The following is a 16,901-nucleotide window of genomic DNA, read 5'->3' on the forward strand; positions in this document are numbered from 1 at the left end:
ACCATGCGGCTCAGCCAACTTCCGTTAGCCAGGCCCGAATGCTGCGCGTCCTGCTGGTCAACGATACCGAAAAGCCGATCGGGCAGCTGCGCCAGGCGCTGCTCGACGCCGGCTACGAGGTGTTGGACGAAGTGGCGGCGGCGCCGGCGCTGCTCAAGGCGGTGTCCACCCAGCAGCCGGACGTGGTCATCATCGACGTCGATTCGCCCTCGCGCGATACCCTCGAGCAACTGGCGCTGATCCACCGCCAGGCGCCGCGTCCGGTGGTGATGTTCTCCGCCGACGGCGACGACCAACTGATCCGCGCCGCGGTGAGCGCCGGCGTCACCACCTACGTGGTCGACGGCCTTGCGCCGGCGCGGCTGGCGCCGATCGTGCAGGTGGCGCTGGCGCGCTTCGAGCAGGAAGCGGACATGCGCCGGCAACTGGACGAAGTGCAGGGCAAGCTGCGCGACCGCGAACAGATCGACCGCGCCAAGCGCCTGCTGATGGACAAGCGCGGCATGAGCGAGAACGAGGCCTATGCCGCGTTGCGGCAGCAGGCGATGAAGCAGGGACTGAAGCTGGCCGAGGTCGCCCAGCGCATCCTCGCGATGGCCGACTTGCTGGGATGAGGAAGCGATGAGCGCACCACTGCACCCCGAACCGCGCACCCTGCGTCTGGGCTACCTGCCGCTGATCGACTGCGCGCCGCTGATCGCCGCGGTGCGTCTGGGCCTGGACCGTCGCCACGGCCTGCGCCTGGACCTGCAGCGGCAGGCCTCGTGGGCGGCGGTGCGCGACAAGCTGCTGTCCGGCGAACTGGACGCGGCGCATGCGTTGGCCGGCCTGGTCTACGGCGTGGAATGCGGAATCGGCGGGCCGCAGGCGGACATGGCGATCCTGCTCACGCTCAACCAGAACGGCCAGGCGATCACCTTGGCGCCGGCGCTGGCCGACGCGCTGGCGCAAGGCACGCCGCTGCGCAGCGCACTGGCTGCGCTCGGCCGCCCACCGGTGTTCGCGCAGACCTTCCCCACCGGCACCCACGCGATGTGGCTGTACTACTGGCTGGCGGCGCAGGGCGTGGATCCGATCGGCGACATCCAGGCGGTGACCCTGCCGCCGCCGCAGATGCCCGATGCGCTGGCACGCGGCGAACTGGACGGCTACTGCGCCGGCGAACCGTGGGCGGCGCAGGCCGAAGCGATGGGCGTGGGCCGGCGCGCGATCCGCAGCGGCGAACTATGGCCCGGCCATCCGGAGAAAGTGCTGGCCTGCCGCCGCGCCTTCGCCGCATTGCAGCCAGAGTTGGCGACTGCGCTGACCGCCACGCTGCTGGACGCCTGCCGCTGGCTCGACGATGCCGCGCACCGCCGCGAGGCAGTAGCGTGGCTGGCCGATCCGGACGTGATCGGCTTGCCGGCCGAGCGCATCGCAGCGTGCTTGTTGCCGGGCAGCGACGCCGATGACGGTGCAGATCCGCAGGGTCTGCGCTTCCATGGGGGTGGCCTGACGAACATGCCGTGGTTGTCGGATGGACGCTGGTTCCTGCAGCAGTTCCGGCGTTGGGGGTGGTTGCCGGCGAGCGAGGCGGGGGCTGAGAAAGATGCGGCGCACGATGCGCAGATCGTGGCGCGGGTGCACCGGTTGGAGACGTATCGTGCGGCCGCTGCGCAGTTGGGGATTGCGGTGCCGGCGCGTGATGAGCGTGAGGATGGGTTGCCGGATTGGCGGGCTGGACTTGCGCCTGATTAGTGCCTGCGCGGGCCGGAGCGATGCAGTCTCGGCACTCTCAGCATAGGCCCATGAGTGATATTCATTGAAATCAATTAGCTGATGCGATGGAGGGTGGCGCGGAGGCTGAGCCCAGGTTGAGTAATCTCCGCACTGTGTGTACATTGTGCATACAGAGGCGATCGCATGAGAGCGCCTTTATCCGCACGCATGGGTAGTAGTGAGGAGAACTTGCGATGAGCACCGCCGCCAGCAAAGTCATCAACTTTCGGGCGCCTGCCGCCAAACAGGCGCTGATCGACCACGCCGTGGAAGTCAGCGGCATGAACCGCACCGAGTTCATCCTGGACGCCGTGTGCGAGAAGGCGCGCGAGGTGCTGGCCGACCAGACCCGATTCGCCCTGAGCCGGCAGCAGCTGCAGCGCTTCAATGCGCTACTCGATGCGCCCCTGGAGAGTAATGCAGCGATCCGTCGCCTATTGAGTACACCGGCGCCTTGGGAGCACTGAGTTTTGTCGCTCACTGCTCCCGGCCCGCTCACCGATGGGCATCGGCTGGACGACTTCCAGTGCAGTGCGCCGGAACTGACAAGATGGTTGCTGGAACGAGCGCACCAGAATCAGCTATCCGGCGCATCAAGGTGCTTCGTCGTCTGCGACGGACAGCGGCGCGTCGTGGGTTACTACGCACTGGCGGCCGGTGTGGTGGCGCATGAAGATGCGCCTGGCCGCATCCGTCGCAACATGCCAAATCCGGTTCCAGTCATCGTGCTGGGGCGTCTGGCCGTGCACGTCGACTGGGCAGGCCAGGGAATCGGCAAGGGATTGCTCAAGGACGCCGTACAACGAACGCTGCAGGTCTGCGAGCAGGTGGGCGCCCGTGCACTGCTGTGCCATGCCATCGATGAAGCAGCGAAGGCGTTCTATCTCAAGCACGGCTTCATTGCCTCTCCCATCCACGACATGACGGTGATGTTGCCGCTTAGGTGATGCGCGAGACTCTTATGCGGGGGCGCATGGGAAAAGAATCGCGTGGGGACACTCGCTGCAGCCGACGTCGCCTCGCAGCGCGACTGAACGCATACGCATGCCAATGGATGACGAATGGCTAACGCACTCATTGCCCTGTTACTGATTGAGGGAGCTCTGCTGGTGTTGTGGAACCGGGCCTACTGGTCGTGGGGAATACCGTTGTTCAGTCGGCGCATCACGGTACCGACCTCGGCGCTGTTGCACTTTCCTTTCGACCGGATGGAAGGCGAAGTCGCTGCGGAGAAATGGCCCGCACTGGTGTTCCGTCCGCTGTCCAGGCGCACCTGGGCATTCCGCGAAAGCTTCGGTCTCCACTTCGGCTGGCGGTACCCGCCGATCATGCGTGGGCTGATCGTGATCGATCGGCAGCGCAGCGAGATTCGCGTGGTCGGCTTGTGCAGTTGGTCGGCACTGTTCGCTGTCGCGACGCTGGCCCTGGCAGTGGCCGTGAAGCCCGCTGCGATGCTGATCGTCGCAGTGTTGCTGGGTGGGAACTATCTCATGCAGCAGCACAGGTTTATGGCCGTCGATTCGGCTGTGCGCAGGCTGATGATGCGCCGTGAGTTGCAGCAGCGGAGCGTCCTTAGCCATGCCCGGCGCCGTTAGGTTTGGCGCAGAGAGAAGCCGCAACGACTGCTTTTGATCGGAAGCAGGTATCTGCTCCAGGGCGGGAGTGGGCTCGCCTTTCTCTGATGCTGGGGCGTTTGGCTTGGCTTGGTTGATACCAGCAAGCGGCCACTAAAGCGAGATAAATGAAGAAAATCAATCGCATGTGGTTTTGTTGAGCATGTTGTTGTTATGAATGTTGAATCTGCTTGACGAGCGACCAAATACGGCTCATGATTTTCGAAAATACAGAGGTGAGCTATGGCCGAGCAAGAGCAATCGCAGACCAAGGAAAGCCCGTTGAAAGCAACCATGTCGGTTGTGCTGAAAGCGAATGATGTTGTGGTCGCGGAGGTGGATGACCCAGTACTCTGGAATGCGGTATTCGCAGCGATTAGTTCAGGCCGCTCTACGCTTGCCGTCACCGCACAGGCGCAACCCTTGCCCCTCCCTTCGTTGCCGTTGCCGGTAGGCCAATATGTGCAGGACCCGCAGGTTTCAGCGGCAGATGCGGTGGTGGCGACCACTGTGGCTAACACGCCACTGATTGAGCCGGTTCAGAAATTTGCACGAGAACTTGGTGTAGATATCAATGTTTTGATTGGTGCGTGTGATCCCTCGGCAGCAGACCCATTTGTGACGCTGGACTCCCATCATTGGGAGGCCATGCGGCGGGACCTCCCTTCGCGCGGAGCCAAAGCGATGTCACCTATTCAGCTTGCCGCGTCCGTTCTTTGCCTGTGGGCTCGCCACGCAGGTATCGGCTCCGTCACTCAATCTATGGCGCAAAACGTGCTTGCGAACATCGGTTGTAGAGATCCGAACCCCGGTCGAGGACTTGACTCTAGCGACTGGTTACAGCGAAAGCAGGGCGGCGTGGTCGCTATCAATCCCGCGAAGATTTCCAAGGCCATCGTGGTTGTCGCCGGATTTTGTAACAAGGATTGGGCCGCCTGGAGAGCATTATGATCGACTCTCTGACCCCAAAAGATTTTCTGCGACGTGTTGATCAACAGTGTCTGCGGCAGATGGATCGTGCTCTGGCATTGTTATGGTTTGTTGGCCGCGAAGATCAGACTGCTGGCCTTACCGCCAAGGAAATCGCTGAATTAATTCGAGCGGTTGGCCACGCCGAGCAGAACGTTTCTAGGCTCGGGGTGTTGTTGTCGACCGATAAAAGGACCGTGGCTGCCAAGTTAGGTGGCTGGATGCTTAGAGCTGCTGCGCGTCGTGAGCTTGATGCCGTGTACGCAGATCACGTCGGGCCGATTGAGCTTCCTGCTAGCGATAGCTTGGTACCAATGGCGCTTGTCAATGGCACGCGGGGTTATATCTCCAAGGTGGCTGATCAAGTGAACAAAAGTTTTGATGCGAAGTTGTATGACTGCTGTGCCGTTATGTGTCGGCGCCTAATCGAAACTTTAATTATTGAGACGTATGAGAAACATGGGCGTGCGCCGGAGATTCGGGATGGGAGTCAATACGTTGGGCTAAACGAAATGGTTGGTCGCTTGGAAAACGATCCCTCAATGGCTTTGAGTAGACCTGCCATGCAAACTCTCAAAGGTTTCAAAGCTATCGGAGACCTGTCTGCCCACAATCGACATTGGAATGCACGACTTGGAGATATTGATCCGCATAAGATTGGGTTTAGGCAGGTCTTAGAGGAGCTGCTCTACCGTGCAGGGATGCATCCATCAAATCCTGCGGCTGCAGCATAAGGAAGTTTGTGTCCAGCTATAAATATCAAAATTATCTTCAGTTCAACGATAGTGCGGCCTTCGATACATTGCTTAGCCCTGGCACGATCGCTATGAACTCGGGGATTTATAGATGCACTACGTGTGGTGACGAGATTGCTGTGAACAAAAACACCCCCCTGCCCCCACAGAATCATCATCAACATGCACCTGGGTTAGGTCCAATCCGCTGGCAACTCATCGTATTTGCCGTGCAGCGCATATAGGTAGATTCTATCGTCCCACGGCTGTGCCATGAAGATCGCCCGCTGGGGCTGGGCCTGCATTAGAATTAAACCAATAGGCGTTGCGGATCATAAGCCAACTGTGCAAATAAAATAGTTAGGCCAGAAAAAATAAATTGTTGGATTTTTGATGGGATCGCTATTGATGGGTTTTGAGTCAGAAGTGTATGCTTTTGGCTGGAAACAAAGACTTAAATAAAGGTTCGATTGCCTTATTCGAGGGTGCTTGGCCCGATATCTATCTGTGCAGGATAGTTTTGCTTGCGCAATGCTTGCTTATTCTTAAGGCTGGCGGAATTGCTTTCAACGGGGATTGGTAGGCGAAGTACATAGCTGCTTATCCGGTACGCCAGCTACCTGAAGAACACCTCACTTTAGCCTATCCAAAACTCTAGAGCCGCTTGCACTGGCATGAGGAATGGCGACGAGCTGCTGGTGTTGCCGCGGCGCACAATAAAGGTGCATCGCGCACCACTTGTGTTCGTTAGAGCTGGATTTGGCGGCTGCGTGATGAGGTCGTAGGTCGCGAACGGATCCGCCAGTCCATTGAATTTTCAGGCGATTTTCCCGCCGCGCCGAGGTCGCGTGCACTTGGCACACCAATTGCGATAGCTCCAGCGCGGACGCAACGGGGTGTCCGCACCAACTCGATTCGGCAGGTGGGCCAACGGCGGCCCGCCTGCCCAGACAACGGCGTCTTCCGGTGCGAACCGGACGGCGCCGTTTTCGTTTTTCCCTCCCCTCGACTACCGCTTGCTGCGGGTGGTGTGCAGCGCTGCGGCCCAACGTTTCTCGGAGATGGCGCGGATGAATCGATCCTTCTGGCAAGTCGGGCATACGCCCACGTTGTTGTCGGCGTTCCTGTATTTCGACCTGAGCTTCATGGTCTGGTATCTGCTCGGTCCGCTGCAGGTGCAGATCGCCGCGGTGCTGCAGCTGGATACGCAGCAGCGTGCGCTGATGGTGGCGGTGCCGATCCTGTGCGGGGCGGTGCTGCGGCTGTTCCTGGGCATGCTCGCCGATGTGATCGGCGCCAAGCGCGCGGGGATGCTGGCGCAGGTGCTGGTGATCGTTGCGCTGGCGGTGGCGTGGCAGCTGGGCGTGCACAGTTTCGCGCAGGTGCTGCTGCTGGGGCTGATGCTGGGCGTGGCCGGGGCCTCGTTCGCGGTGGCGCTGCCGCTGGCCTCGCGCTGGTATCCGCCGCAGCATCAGGGCACGGCGATGGGCATCGCCGGCGCCGGCAATTCCGGCACGGTGTTCGCGGCGCTGTTCGCGCCGGTGCTGGCCACGGCGTTCGGCTACCAGGCCGTGTTCGGGCTAGCCTGCATCCCGCTGCTGTTGACCTTGCTGGTGTTCGCGGCGTTCGCCAAGGACGCGCCGGTGGAGGTGCCGCGCAAGCATCTGGGCGACTACGCGCGGGTTCTGGTCGGCAACCGCGATTCGTGGTGGTTCATGCTGTTCTACGCGATCACCTTCGGCGGTTTCGCCGGGTTCGCCAGCGCCTTGCCCGGCTACTTCCACGATCAGTTCGACTTCTCGCCGAAGCTGGCCGGCTGGGCCACCGCGGCGTGCGTGCTGGCCGGCTCGGTGATGCGTCCGCTGGGCGGTGCGCTGGCCGATCGCATCGGCGGCACGCGCACGCTGCTGTCGATCTATCTGCTGGTGGCGTTGCTGATGGCCGCCGCGGCGGTCGGGGTGGGTGGCCCGGCGGCGACGGTGGCGCTGTTCGTGCTGACCCTGCTGTGCCTGGGCACAGGCAACGGCGCGGTGTTCCAGCTGGTGCCGCAGCGTTTCGGCCGCGACATCGGGCTGATGACCGGGTTGATCGGCATGGCCGGCGGCATCGGCGGCTTCCTGCTCGCCGCGGGGCTGGGCATCGTCAAGCAGCACACCGGCAGCTATGCGCTGGGGCTGTGGCTGTTCGCCGGCTGCGCGCTGCTGGCCTGGGGCCTGCTGTCCAACGTCAAGCAGCACTGGCGCAGCCAATGGGCCGCGGCCGGTGCTGCGCGCGTCTGATCCTCTCCACCGAAGCGAGACGCGAATGAACAAGCCAAGACTGGTGGTGGTGGGCAACGGCATGGCCGGCATCCGCACCGTGGAAGAACTGCTCAAGCTGATGCCGGGGATGTATGACATCACCGTGTTCGGCGCCGAGCCGCATCCGAACTACAACCGCATCCTGCTGTCGCCGGTGCTGGCCGGCGAACAACGGTTCGACGAGATCGTGCTCAATCCGCTGGCCTGGTATGCGGAGCACGGCATCCGCCTGCACGTGGGCAAGGAAGTCACCCGCATCGACCGGATCAAGCGCAAGGTGATCGCCGCCGATGGCACCGAGGCGCCGTACGATCGCCTGCTGCTGGCCACCGGCTCGCTGCCGATCGTGCTGCCGGTGCCGGGCAAGGAGTTGAAGGGCGTGATCGGCTACCGCGACATGCACGACACGCAGACCATGATCGACACCGCAACGCGCAAGCGCCACGCGGTGGTGATCGGCGGCGGCCTGCTCGGCCTGGAGGCGGCGAACGGGCTCAAGCAGCGCGGCATGAAGGTGACCGTGGTGCATCTGGCCGACTGGCTGCTGGAGCGCCAGCTCGATCCGGTCGCCGGGCAGTTGCTGCAGCAATCGCTCAGCGAACGCGGCCTGGAGTTTCGCCTCGGCACCTCCACCACCGAACTGCTCGGCAACGCCGACGGCGAAGTGGTGGCGGTGAAGTTCTCCGACGGCAGTGAAGTGCCGGCCGACCTGGTGGTGATGGCCGCCGGCATCCGCCCCAACATCGGGCTGGCGCAGGCCGCCGGCATCCACTGCACGCGCGGCGTCGTGGTCAACGACACGCTGCAGACCTTCGACCCGCGCGTGTACGCGGTCGGCGAATGCGCCAGCCACCGCGGCATCGCCTACGGCCTGGTCGCGCCGCTGTTCGAGCAGGCCAAGATCTGCGCCAACCACCTGGCCGGGTTCGGCATCGGCATCTACCGCGGCTCGGTGGCCTCGACCAAGCTCAAGGTCACCGGCATCGACCTGTTCTCCGCCGGCGATTTCATGGGCGGGGAGGGCAGCGAGGAGATCGTGCTGTCCGATCCGGCCGGCGGCGTCTACAAGAAGCTGGTGCTGAAGGACGATAAGCTGGTTGGCGCCTGCCTGTACGGCGATACCAACGACGGCGCCTGGTATTTCCAGCTGCTCAAGGACGCCAGCCCGATCGGCGAGCGCCGCGAGCGGCTGATGTTCGGCGAAAGCGCGCTCGGCGACGCCGGCACCGCCGGCCAGGACCGAGCCAGCGCGATGCGCGACAGCGACGAGGTATGCGGCTGCAACGGCGTGTGCAAGGGCACCATCGTCAAGGCGATCAACGCGCAAGGCCTGTTCACCGTCGACGAGGTCAAGAAGCAGACCAAGGCGGCCAGTTCCTGCGGCTCGTGCACCGGCCTGGTCGAGCAGATCCTGATGAACTGCCTGGGCTCCAACTTCCAGCAGACGCCGAAGACCAAGGCGGTCTGCGGCTGCACCGACCTCAGCCACGGCGAGGTCCGCCAGGCGATCCGCGAGGGCAAGCTGCTCACGCATGGCGCGGTGTACACGCAGTTGCAGTGGCGCAGTCCCAACGGCTGCGCCACCTGCCGCCCGGCGATCAATTACTACCTGCTGTCGACCTGGCCGCGCGAGGCGGTGGACGATCCGCAGTCGCGCTTCATCAACGAGCGCGCCCACGCCAACATCCAGAAGGACGGCACCTTCTCGGTGATCCCGCAGATGAAGGGCGGGGTGACCAACGCCTCGGAACTGCGCCGCATCGCCGACGTGGCCGACAAGTACGCGGTGCCGATGGTCAAGGTCACCGGCGGCCAGCGCATCGACCTGCTCGGCATCCGCAAGGAAGACCTGGTGGGCGTGTGGAAGGACCTGGGGATGAAATCCGGGCACGCCTACGGCAAGTCGATCCGCACGGTGAAGACCTGCGTGGGCAGCGAGTTCTGCCGCTTCGGCACGCAGAACAGCACGCAGATGGGCATCGACCTGGAAACGATGCTTGCCAACATGTGGAGCCCGCACAAGGTGAAGCTGGCGGTGTCCGGCTGCCCGCGCAACTGCGCCGAATCCGGGATCAAGGACGTGGGCATCATCGCCGTGGAGTCGGGCTGGGAGTTGCATATCGGCGGCAACGGCGGCATGAAGACCGAAGTCGCCAAGTTCCTGGTCAAGGTCAAGACCGCCGAGGAGGTGAAAGAGTACACCGGCGCGTTCCTGCAGCTGTACCGCGAAGAGGCCTACTACCTGGACCGCACCGTGCACTACATCGAGCGTGTGGGCATGGACTACATTCGCCAGCGGGTGATCGAGGACGCGCCCAACCGGCGTGCGCTGTACGAGCGGCTGCTGTACGCGCTGGAAGGCCTGCCCGATCCGTGGGCCGAGCGTATCGCCGGTGCCAGGCAGCGCGAATTCCAGCCGCTGCGCGTGGCCGCGCCGCTGGCGCTGGTGGAGGACTGAGCGATGCACGCAGCCGCTTCCGACCTCGTCGCGTCCGACAGCAGCGCCGCCGACGCCAGCGCCCGCCACTGGATCCGCATCTGCCGGCTCGACGACATCCCCGCGCTCGGTGCGCGCGTGCTGGAGATCTCCGGCATCGACCCGATCGCGCTGTTCCGCACCGCCGGCGACCGTGTGTTCGCACTGGTCGATCGTTGCCCGCACAAGGGCGGGCCGCTGTCGCAGGGCATCGTCGCCGGCGACAGCGTCACCTGCCCGCTGCACAACTGGAACATCGCCCTGGACAGCGGCCAGGCCTGCGCGCCGGACGTGGGCTGCGCGCGCCGCTACCCGGTGCGGGTGGACGACGGCGAGGTGTGGCTGTCGTTGCAGAGCGCCGCATGATGGACGGCGCGCACGTGCCCGCAGCGAACGCGGCCGCGGACAACGCGGCGCGGCGCACGCTGACCCGTTCCACCTGCTGCTACTGCGGGGTCGGCTGCGGCGTGCTGATCGAGACCGAGCACGGCGCCGACGGCGCGGCGCGCATCGTCGGCATCGAGGGCGACCCGGAACACCCGGCCAACTACGGCCGGCTGTGCAGCAAGGGCCGCACCTTGCCGGAGACCGTGCGCAGCCTGCATGGGCGCGCGCTGCAGCCGGAACTGCGCACGCACCGCGACGCGCCGCGGCGCGCGGTGAACTGGGCGGTGGCGCTGGACAGCGTGGCCGAGCGCCTGGCCGGCATCGTCGAGCGGCACGGGCCGGACGCAGTGGCGTTCTACCTGTCCGGGCAGTTGCTGACCGAGGACTACTACGTCTTCAACAAGCTGGCCAAGGGCCTGATCGGCACCAACAACATCGACACCAATTCGCGGCTGTGCATGTCCAGCGCGGTCAGCGGCTACAAGCTGGCGCTGGGTGCGGACGGCCCGCCGACCTGCTACGAAGACCTGGAACTGGCCAGGACCGTGCTGCTGGCCGGCAGCAACATGGCCTATGCGCATCCGGTGCTGTTCCGCCGGCTCGAGGACGCACGCGCGCGCGATCCGGACGTGCGCTGGATCGTGGTCGATCCGCGCCGCACCGACACCGCGGCGATGGCCGATCTGCATCTGCCGATCCAGCCCGGCACCGACGTGGCGCTGTTCAACGGCATGCTGCATCACCTGATCTGGGAAGACCGCATCGACCGCGCGTTCATCGCCGCGCACACCCAGGGCTTCGCCGAGCTGCGGCAGACGCTGCGCGAATACACCCCGGCGATGGCCGCCGACATCTGCGGCATTCCGGTCGCCGATCTGGTGCAGGCGGCGGAATGGTTCGGCCGCGATGCGCCGGCGCTGTCGCTGTATTGCATGGGCCTGAACCAGTCCGCGCACGGCACCGACAAGAACCTGGCGCTGATCCACCTGCACCTGGCCACCGCGCAGATCGGCAAGCCCGGCGCCGGCCCGTTCTCGCTGACCGGGCAGCCGAACGCGATGGGCGGGCGCGAGGTCGGCGGCATGGCGACGATGCTGGCGGCGCACCGCGAGATCGCCAGCGCCAGCGATCGCGCCGAGCTGGAAGAGCTGTGGCAATTGCCGGCCGAGCGCCTGTCGGCGCGCCCGGGCCTGCCGGCGGTGGCGCTGTTCGATGCGCTGCGTAGCGGCGAAGTCAAGGCGGTATGGATCGCCTGCACCAATCCCGTGCACTCGATGCCGGACATCGCCCAGGTGCGCGACGCGCTGCGCCAAGCCGAGCTGGTGATCGTGCAGGACGCCTTCGTGCACACCGATACGGTGCCCTACGCCGACGTGCTGCTGCCGGCGGCGAGCTGGGGCGAGAAGGACGGCACGGTGACCAATTCCGAGCGCCGCGTCTCGCGCGTGCGCAAGGCGCTGCCGGCAGCGGGCGCGGCCAGGCCGGACTGGTGGATTGCCAACGAGGTGGCGCGGCGGCTGGAAGCGCGGCTGGACGCGCCGGCCGCCGGCTCGCGTTTTGGCTTCGCCGATACCGCGGCGGTGTTCGACGAGCACCGTGCATTGACGGTCGGCCGCGACCTGGACATCGGCGGACTCGACTACGCGCGGCTGGACGCGCAAGGCCCGCAGCAATGGCCGCTGCCGGCCGGCGCCGCACACGGCCAGGCGCGGCGCTATGCCGATGGCGTGTTCGCCACCGCCGATGGCCGTGCGCGCTTCCATCCCACGCCGTACAAGCCGGTCGCCGAACCGACCTCGGCGCGGTTTCCGTTGAGACTTTTGACCGGCCGCCTGCGCGACCAGTGGCACGGCATGTCGCGCAGCGGCCGGGTGCCGGCACTGTTCGCGCACAGCCCGCAACCAGGCCTGCGCATGCATCCGCAGGACGCCGCACGGCGCGGGCTGCGCGACGGCGACCTGGTGCGCATCGTCAGCAAGCGCGGCAGCCTGGTGTTGCCGCTGGAGGCGTGCGAGGAAATGCGCTCGGGGGACGTGTTCGCGGCGATGCACTGGAACGCGCAGTTCCTGGACAGCGGCGGCGTCAACGAACTCAGCCTGGGCACGGTGGACGCGCGTTCGCAGCAGCCCGAGCTCAAGCACGCCGCGGTGCGCGTGGAGAAGGCCGAATTCGGCTGGCACCTGCTGCTCGCGCGGCGCGGCGATGTGCTCGCGCTGCAGGCCGCGGCGCAACCGTGGCTGCGCGACCTCGGCTATGCCGCGTTGAGCCTGCAGGCCGAGGCCGGCGAACAGGAGCAGGCGTGGCTGGTGCTGCGTGCCGCCGCCGAGCAGGCACCGGCGCCCGCGCAGCTGGAAGCGCTGGCCGCGGCGCTGACGCTGGCCGGCGGCGACGCCGATACCCTCGAATACCGCGACGCACGCCGCGGCCTGCTCAAGCGCGTGGCCTGGCGCGGCGCGGCGCCGGTCAGTCATCTCGATGGCCTGCTGCTGGCCGGCGCGCAGCGCGATGCCGGCGGCGAAGCGTTGCTCGAGCGCGCGTTGAGCGGCGAAGCCTGGCACGGCGCGCGGCTGGCGGCATTCGCCCAGGCCGGCGGCGCGGCGCGCGATCCGGTGGTGTGCCAATGCACGCAGGTGCGCGAATCGGCGATTCGCACCGAAGCCGCGCGCGGCGCGGCGCCCGCCGAGATCCGCACGCGGCTGGGCTGCGGCAGCGTATGCGGCTCGTGCATGCCGCAGGTGCTGCGGCTGTGCGCCACGGCGGTGCGCGCATGAGCGGTCGCAATTTCCAGATCGCCTGTGTGCCGGCTGTCGAGTGCGCAAGAAGCGCTGTATGCGCCTGCCACACGAATGGCGAAGCGAGGCGACAACGCGCGTGGCGGGCGCGTGCAGGCGGCGTTGCGGATGCGCGCAGCTGTGCACCGGCGGGTCCGATGTCTCGGGTGTTGTTCCTTCTTCCTGGGTGGAGTCTGCGATGAACGATGCAAGCGTGTCTGGTGTGCATGTCGGTGGAGTGGTGCTGCTGTCGGCCGGTCCTGGTGACCTGGAACTGCTGACGCTGAAGGCGGTCAAGGCGCTGGCCGCGGCGCAGGTGCTGTTGCTCGACGATCTGGTCAATCCCGACATCGTGCAGTTCGCGCCGCAGGCGCGGGTGATCCGCGTCGGCAAGCGCGGCGGCTGCCGGTCCACACCGCAGGATTTCATCTGCCGGCTGATGCGGCGCTATGCGCTGCAGGGTGCCAACGTGGTGCGTGCCAAGGGCGGCGAAGCGCTGCTGTTCGGCCGCGCCGGCGAGGAGATCGCGTTCCTGCGCGCGTCGGGCGTGGAGGTGCGTATCATCAATGGCGTCAGTGCCGTGTTCGCTGCGGCGGCCGGGCTGGGCATGTCGCTGACCCATCGCGATCACTGCCACGGCATCACCTTCGTCACCGCGCATACCCAGGACCATGGCGAGCCGGACTGGGCGGCGCTGTGCGCCACCCGCACCACGCTGGCGATCTACATGGGCATGAGCCGCATCGCGGCGCTGACGGCGGCCTTGCTAAGCCACCTGCCTGGCGCTACGCCAGCGGCGGTGGTGCAATCGGCGAGCCTGCCGCAGCAGGCGCAGTTGCTGACGACGCTCGAGCGCCTGGCGGCCGATGTGGAAGGCCTGGGCATCTGCGCACCCGGGGTGATCCTGATCGGCGGCGCGGTGGGCGAAGCGCAGGTGCAGCCGTTCGTGCAGTCGCACGCAATGCAGGCGATAGCGTGATTCTTGTGGGAGCGACTTCAGTCGCGACGGGCGTCACCGGTAAAGCCCGTCGCGACTGATGGTTTGAGGCCACCCAGAGTCGCTCCCACAAATGACAGCATCGGCATCGGAATTCACCAGCGCTCCCTGTAGGAGCGGCTTCAGCCGCGACGAACGCAGTCGCAGTGCGTCGACATCGCACAACACCCCGAAGCCGACGACCTCGAGCCATCGCGACATCTTGAACGCTGATGGGCTACCGGCTACGGATACAGTCGCGGCTGAAGCCGCTCCTACAGTGCACCGCATGCAATGTGCCGCGGTCCTGTAGGAGCGGCTTCAGCCGCGACGAGCGGAGTCGAAATGTCTCGGCATCGCATAACGCTCCGAAGTCGATGACCCCGAACCATCGCGACATCCTGAATCCGGATGGGCTGCCAGCTGCGGATACGGTGGCGGCTGAAGCCGCTCCTACATAGGCGGGTTTGTCTGTGCGGAGAGCGGCCCAGCAATCGATCTGGGCCGCTGTCTGCTACCGCTTCGGCTACGCCGCCGGTGCCGGCGGCGGCGCCGCATTCTGGTGTTGGGACGCGGCGACCTTGCCGTCGCGTTCCGCGGCCAGCAGGGTCAGCGAGCGGCAGATGCCATGCCATTGCGAGCCGCCGGGCAGGCCGTGTTCGTGATCGCGTTCGGCGGTATCGATCAGCACGCGCCAGTGCTCGCCTTCGACCATCGGCAAGGTGAAGGTCACTTCCTCGGTGGCGCCGTTGACGATCATCAGCAAGGTCACGTTCGACGCCGCCTGGCGCAGGCCGCTGGACGGCGCCCTGCCGTCCAGGCGCATCATCAGTGCGCGGGCGTGCGGGTCGTGCCAGGACGCCTCGTTCATTTCCTCGCCGTCCGGCGCCAGCCAGCTCACGTCCTTGATGCCCAGTTCTTCGTCGTAGACGCCGTCGAAGAAGCGCGCGCGGTGCAGCAGCGGGTAGTGCGCGCGCAGATGGGTCAGGCGCGTCACGAACGCGGTCAGCCGCTGCGCGCGCTCGCCGCTTTCCCAGTTCAGCCAGGTCAGTTCGTTGTCCTGGCAGTAGGTGTTGTTGTTGCCGCCCTTGCTGCGCCCGAACTCGTCGCCGGCCAGCAGCATCGGCGTGCCCTGTGACAGCAGCAGCGTGGCCAGCATGTTGCGCATCTGCCGCAGGCGCAGCGCGTTGACCTGTTCGTCGTCGCTCTCGCCCTCCACCCCGTAGTTGGCCGAGATGTTGTTGTCCGAGCCGTCGCGGTTGTCTTCGCCGTTGGCTTCGTTGTGCTTGTGCTCGTAGCTGACCAGGTCGTGCAGGGTGAAGCCGTCGTGGGCGGTGACGAAGTTGACCGAGGCGGTGGGGCGGCGGCCGCGGTGGTTGAACAGGTCGGCCGAGCCGGTCAGGCGCGTGGCCAGTTCCGCCAGTTGGCCTTCGTCGCCGCGCCAGAACGCGCGCACGTTGTCGCGGAACTTGTCGTTCCATTCCGACCAGCCGGGTGGGAAGCCGCCGACCTGGTAACCGCCAGGCCCCACGTCCCACGGTTCGGCGATCAGCTTGACCTGGCTCAGCAGCGGATCCTGGCGGCAGGCGTCGAGGAAGCCGCCCTTGGGATCGAAACCGTGGTGTTCGCGGCCGAGGATGGTGGCCAGGTCGAAGCGGAACCCGTCCACGTGCATCTCCGAGACCCAGTAGCGCAGCGAGTCGTTGACCATGCGCAGCGCGCCGGCATTGGTCAGGTCGAAGGTGTTGCCGGTGCCGGTGTCGTTGATATAGAAGCGGCGGTTCTCGGCCAGGCGGTAGTAACTGGCGTTGTCGATGCCCTTGAACGACAGCGTCGGCCCCAGTTCGTTGCCTTCGGCGGTGTGGTTGTAGACCACGTCCAGGATCACTTCCAGCCCGGCGTGGTGTAGCCGCGCCACCATCTGCTTGAACTCGGCCACGGTGCGCGTGGCCATGTAGCGCGGCTGCGGCGCGAAGAAGCCGATGGTGTTGTAGCCCCAGTAGTTGCGCAGGCCCTGCTTGAGCAGGTATTCGTCGTCGACGAAGGCATGCACCGGCAGCAGCTCCACCGCGGTCATGCCGAGCCGCTTGATGTGCTCCACCACCTCGTCCACCTTGAGCCCGGAGAAGGTGCCGCGCCAGGCCTCGGGCACCGACGGGTGGCGCATGGTGGTGCCGCGCACGTGGGTCTCGTAGATCACCGTGCGGTCCCACGGCGTCTGCAGGCGCTGATCCTTGCCCCAGGTGAAGGCCGGATCGATCACCGCGCACTTGGGCACGTAGGCGGCGCTGTCGCGGCGGTCGAAGCTCAGGTCCGCGTCCTTGTGGCCGATGGTGTAGCCGAATAGCGCGGGCGCCCATTTCAGCTCGCCGACCAGTTGCTTGGCGTAGGGATCGAGCAGCAGCTTGTTGGGATTGAAGCGGTGTCCGGCGTCGGGCGCGTACGGACCGTACACGCGATAGCCATACAACTGGCCGGGGCGTGCGTCGGGCAGGTAGCCGTGCCAGATCTCGTCGGTGTACTCGGGCAGCACGATGCGCTCGACCTCGCGGCCGCGCTCGTCGAACAGGCACAGCTCGACCTTGGTGGCGTTGCTCGAGTACAGCGCGAAATTGACGCCCAGGCCGTCCCATGTGGCGCCGAGCGGATAGGAGCGGCCTTCGCGAATGCGGGAGCGGCGGGCGAGCTTGCGAAGCGGCATGCGAAATCCTTACGACGTGGCGGGGCCGTTGCCGGCCGGGGAAAGCGAGTGGTCTTGCGGATCGGCGCGGGCTTCGGCGTCGACCAGGCGTTCGGCCATGGCCCAGTGGCGGGCGGCGCGGCCGTCAGGCCGGCCTTCGGCTTCCCAGATTTCGTGTGCGAGTTGTTCGATGCGGCGCTGGCGTGTGTCTGCGTCCATGGCGGTCTTGTCAGGGGA

Annotated in this window: 14 protein-coding genes; 12 read left to right on the forward strand and 2 right to left on the reverse strand. The window is 65.8% G+C overall.

What is annotated here, in order from left to right:
• Window positions 1–41 precede the first annotated feature (41 nt).
• The 12 genes from HEP74_RS03420 (at window position 42) to cobA (ending at window position 13,987) form a co-directional block, all read left to right on the forward strand.
• Window positions 42–614 carry an ANTAR domain-containing response regulator gene (locus HEP74_RS03420; RefSeq protein ID WP_185816480.1) on the forward strand — a complete coding sequence of 191 codons (573 nt, stop codon included), beginning with the start codon at window positions 42–44 and terminating at the stop codon, window positions 612–614.
• Window positions 615–621: 7 nt separating this feature from the next.
• Window positions 622–1,737 carry a CmpA/NrtA family ABC transporter substrate-binding protein gene (locus tag HEP74_RS03425; RefSeq protein ID WP_185815195.1) on the forward strand — a complete coding sequence of 372 codons (1,116 nt, stop codon included), beginning with the start codon at window positions 622–624 and terminating at the stop codon, window positions 1,735–1,737.
• 215 nt (window positions 1,738–1,952) lie between these two features.
• Entirely contained in the window at window positions 1,953–2,225 is a 273-nt protein-coding gene (locus HEP74_RS03430) for a type II toxin-antitoxin system TacA family antitoxin (protein ID WP_184412216.1), read from the forward strand.
• Between the two features lie 3 nt (window positions 2,226–2,228).
• The gene (locus HEP74_RS03435; protein WP_185815196.1) at window positions 2,229–2,705 is read left to right on the forward strand and encodes a GNAT family N-acetyltransferase; all 477 of its coding nucleotides are present in this window, start codon (window positions 2,229–2,231) and stop codon (window positions 2,703–2,705) included.
• A gap of 114 nt (window positions 2,706–2,819) precedes the next feature.
• Window positions 2,820–3,353, forward strand: a complete 534-nt coding sequence (locus HEP74_RS03440) for a hypothetical protein (RefSeq protein ID WP_185815197.1) — start codon at window positions 2,820–2,822, stop codon at window positions 3,351–3,353.
• Window positions 3,354–3,614: 261 nt separating this feature from the next.
• Window positions 3,615–4,322, forward strand: a complete 708-nt coding sequence (locus HEP74_RS03445; RefSeq protein ID WP_185815198.1) for a hypothetical protein — start codon at window positions 3,615–3,617, stop codon at window positions 4,320–4,322.
• A complete protein-coding gene (locus HEP74_RS03450) occupies window positions 4,319–5,074 on the forward strand; it encodes a hypothetical protein (protein WP_185815199.1) in 756 nt (251 codons plus the stop codon). The genes HEP74_RS03445 and HEP74_RS03450 overlap by 4 nt, the downstream gene beginning before the upstream one ends.
• Window positions 5,075–6,183: 1,109 nt before the next feature.
• A complete protein-coding gene (locus HEP74_RS03455; RefSeq protein WP_185816481.1) occupies window positions 6,184–7,353 on the forward strand; it encodes a nitrate/nitrite transporter in 1,170 nt (389 codons plus the stop codon).
• Window positions 7,354–7,414: 61 nt separating this feature from the next.
• A complete protein-coding gene (nirB, locus tag HEP74_RS03460; protein WP_255427943.1) occupies window positions 7,415–9,832 on the forward strand; it encodes a nitrite reductase large subunit NirB in 2,418 nt (805 codons plus the stop codon).
• 3 nt (window positions 9,833–9,835) lie between these two features.
• Window positions 9,836–10,216 (forward strand): nitrite reductase small subunit NirD, encoded by a 381-nt coding sequence (nirD, locus tag HEP74_RS03465; RefSeq protein WP_255423660.1) that lies wholly within the window; start codon window positions 9,836–9,838, stop codon window positions 10,214–10,216.
• A complete protein-coding gene (locus HEP74_RS03470) occupies window positions 10,216–13,008 on the forward strand; it encodes a nitrate reductase (RefSeq protein ID WP_524540785.1) in 2,793 nt (930 codons plus the stop codon). Before nirD ends, HEP74_RS03470 begins: the two co-directional genes overlap by 1 nt.
• A gap of 238 nt (window positions 13,009–13,246) precedes the next feature.
• On the forward strand, window positions 13,247–13,987 hold the full coding sequence (gene cobA / locus HEP74_RS03475) for a uroporphyrinogen-III C-methyltransferase (RefSeq protein WP_221893182.1): 741 nt from the start codon (window positions 13,247–13,249) through the stop codon (window positions 13,985–13,987).
• A 523-nt stretch (window positions 13,988–14,510) separates the two neighbouring features.
• Here cobA and glgX read toward each other — a convergent pair.
• The gene (gene glgX, locus HEP74_RS03480) at window positions 14,511–16,685 is read right to left on the reverse strand and encodes a glycogen debranching protein GlgX (RefSeq protein WP_185815202.1); all 2,175 of its coding nucleotides are present in this window, start codon (window positions 16,683–16,685) and stop codon (window positions 14,511–14,513) included.
• A gap of 9 nt (window positions 16,686–16,694) precedes the next feature.
• Window positions 16,695–16,883, reverse strand: a complete 189-nt coding sequence (locus HEP74_RS03485) for a DUF2934 domain-containing protein (protein ID WP_038238289.1) — start codon at window positions 16,881–16,883, stop codon at window positions 16,695–16,697.
• Window positions 16,884–16,901: the final 18 nt, after the last annotated feature.

The organism is Xanthomonas sp. SS, from assembly GCF_014236835.1.
In the GTDB taxonomy this organism is placed as follows: Bacteria; Pseudomonadota; Gammaproteobacteria; order Xanthomonadales; family Xanthomonadaceae; genus Xanthomonas_A.

What these genes read in the sequence shown, in the direction of transcription:
- HEP74_RS03425 (WP_185815195.1), top strand. Translation starts at nt 622, where the DNA reads ATGAGCGCACCACTGCACCCCGAACCGCGCACCCTGCGTCTGGGCTAC.
- HEP74_RS03430 (WP_184412216.1), top strand. Translation starts at nt 1,953, where the DNA reads ATGAGCACCGCCGCCAGCAAAGTCATCAACTTTCGGGCGCCTGCCGCC.
- HEP74_RS03440 (WP_185815197.1), top strand. Translation starts at nt 2,820, where the DNA reads ATGGCTAACGCACTCATTGCCCTGTTACTGATTGAGGGAGCTCTGCTG.
- HEP74_RS03445 (WP_185815198.1), top strand. Translation starts at nt 3,615, where the DNA reads ATGGCCGAGCAAGAGCAATCGCAGACCAAGGAAAGCCCGTTGAAAGCA.
- HEP74_RS03450 (WP_185815199.1), top strand. Translation starts at nt 4,319, where the DNA reads ATGATCGACTCTCTGACCCCAAAAGATTTTCTGCGACGTGTTGATCAA.
- nirB (WP_255427943.1), top strand. Translation starts at nt 7,415, where the DNA reads ATGGCCGGCATCCGCACCGTGGAAGAACTGCTCAAGCTGATGCCGGGG.
- nirD (WP_255423660.1), top strand. Translation starts at nt 9,836, where the DNA reads ATGCACGCAGCCGCTTCCGACCTCGTCGCGTCCGACAGCAGCGCCGCC.
- HEP74_RS03470 (WP_524540785.1), top strand. Translation starts at nt 10,216, where the DNA reads ATGGACGGCGCGCACGTGCCCGCAGCGAACGCGGCCGCGGACAACGCG.
- glgX (WP_185815202.1), bottom strand. Translation starts at nt 16,685, where the DNA reads ATGCCGCTTCGCAAGCTCGCCCGCCGCTCCCGCATTCGCGAAGGCCGC.
- HEP74_RS03485 (WP_038238289.1), bottom strand. Translation starts at nt 16,883, where the DNA reads ATGGACGCAGACACACGCCAGCGCCGCATCGAACAACTCGCACACGAA.